General features: G+C 56.4%; 1 rRNA gene (running past one end of the window). It reads right to left on the reverse strand.

Annotated elements, in window-relative coordinates:
* Window positions 1–22: 22 nt before the first annotated feature.
* Window positions 23–2498: ribosomal RNA gene (locus ACWCP8_RS41015) — 23S ribosomal RNA — on the reverse strand; it runs 729 nt beyond the window's last position.

The following is a 2498-nucleotide window of genomic DNA, read 5'->3' on the forward strand; positions in this document are numbered from 1 at the left end:
AACACAGTGGACGCGAGCAACTGAGGACAAGCCCTCGGCCTATTAGTACCAGTCAGCTCCACCCGTTGCCGGGCTTCCACATCTGGCCTATCAACCCAGTCGTCTACTGGGAGCCTTAACCCCTCAAAGGGGGTGGGAATACTCATCTCGAAGCAGGCTTCCCGCTTAGATGCTTTCAGCGGTTATCCTTTCCGAACGTAGCCAACCAGCCATGCCCTTGGCAGGACAACTGGCACACCAGAGGTTCGTCCGTCCCGGTCCTCTCGTACTAGGGACAGCCCTTCTCAATATTCCTACGCGCGCAGCGGATAGGGACCGAACTGTCTCACGACGTTCTAAACCCAGCTCGCGTACCGCTTTAATGGGCGAACAGCCCAACCCTTGGGACCGACTCCAGCCCCAGGATGCGACGAGCCGACATCGAGGTGCCAAACCATCCCGTCGATATGGACTCTTGGGGAAGATCAGCCTGTTATCCCCGGGGTACCTTTTATCCGTTGAGCGACAGCGCTTCCACAAGCCACTGCCGGATCACTAGTCCCGACTTTCGTCCCTGCTCGACCCGTCGGTCTCACAGTCAAGCTCCCTTGTGCACTTACACTCAACACCTGATTGCCAACCAGGCTGAGGGAACCTTTGGGCGCCTCCGTTACTCTTTAGGAGGCAACCGCCCCAGTTAAACTACCCATCAGACACTGTCCCTGATCCGGATCACGGACCCAGGTTAGACATCCAGCACGACCAGAGTGGTATTTCAACGGCGACTCCACAACCACTGGCGTGGCCGCTTCAAAGTCTCCCACCTATCCTACACAAGCCGAACCGAACACCAATATCAAACTGTAGTAAAGGTCCCGGGGTCTTTCCGTCCTGCTGCGCGAAACGAGCATCTTTACTCGTAGTGCAATTTCACCGGGCCTATGGTTGAGACAGTCGAGAAGTCGTTACGCCATTCGTGCAGGTCGGAACTTACCCGACAAGGAATTTCGCTACCTTAGGATGGTTATAGTTACCACCGCCGTTTACTGGCGCTTAAGTTCTCAGCTTCGCCGACCCGAAAGTCAGCTAACCGGTCCCCTTAACGTTCCAGCACCGGGCAGGCGTCAGTCCGTATACATCGCCTTACGGCTTCGCACGGACCTGTGTTTTTAGTAAACAGTCGCTTCTCGCTGGTCTCTGCGGCCACCCCCAGCTCATGGAGTAAATCCAATCACCAGTGATGGCCCCCCTTCTCCCGAAGTTACGGGGGCATTTTGCCGAGTTCCTTAACCATAGTTCACCCGAACGCCTCGGTATTCTCTACCTGACCACCTGAGTCGGTTTAGGGTACGGGCCGCCATGAAACTCGCTAGAGGCTTTTCTCGACAGCATAGGATCATCCACTTCACCACAATCGGCTCGGCATCAGGTCTCAGGCTCATGTGTGACGGATTTGCCTATCACACGCCCTACACCCTTACCCCGGGACTACCACCGCCCGGGCTGGACTACCTTCCTGCGTCACCCCATCGCTTACCTAATACAAGTCTGGTTCGTCGGCTCCACCACTACCCTCAACTCCGAAGAGATCGGGCCGGCTTCACGGACTTAGCATCGCCTGATTCAGTACTGGGCGTTTCAAAGCGGGTACCGGAATATCAACCGGTTGTCCATCGACTACGCCTGTCGGCCTCGCCTTAGGTCCCGACTTACCCTGGGCAGATCAGCTTGACCCAGGAACCCTTAGTCAATCGGCGCACACGTTTCTCACGTGTGTATCGCTACTCATGCCTGCATTCTCACTCGTGAACCGTCCACAACTCGCTTCCGCGGCTGCTTCACCCGGCACACGACGCTCCCCTACCCATCCCAGCAGGCGTTGGCCCTATACGCTGGAATGACACGACTTCGGCGGTACGCTTGAGCCCCGCTACATTGTCGGCGCGGAATCACTTGACCAGTGAGCTATTACGCACTCTTTCAAGGGTGGCTGCTTCTAAGCCAACCTCCTGGTTGTCTCTGCGACTCCACATCCTTTCCCACTTAGCGTACGCTTAGGGGCCTTAGTCGATGCTCTGGGCTGTTTCCCTCTCGACCATGGAGCTTATCCCCCACAGTCTCACTGCCGTGCTCTCACTTACCGGCATTCGGAGTTTGGCTAAGGTCAGTAACCCGGTAGGGCCCATCGCCTATCCAGTGCTCTACCTCCGGCAAGAAACACACGACGCTGCACCTAAATGCATTTCGGGGAGAACCAGCTATCACGGAGTTTGATTGGCCTTTCACCCCTAACCACAGGTCATCCCCCAGGTTTTCAACCCTGGTGGGTTCGGTCCTCCACGAAGTCTTACCTCCGCTTCAACCTGCCCATGGCTAGATCACTCCGCTTCGGGTCTTGAGCGTGCTACTAAAACGCCCTATTCGGACTCGCTTTCGCTACGGCTTCCCCACACGGGTTAACCTCGCAACACACCGCAAACTCGCAGGCTCATTCTTCAAAAGGCACGCAGTCACGACAT

The sequence above is a fragment of the Streptomyces sp. NPDC002206 genome (assembly GCF_053593595.1).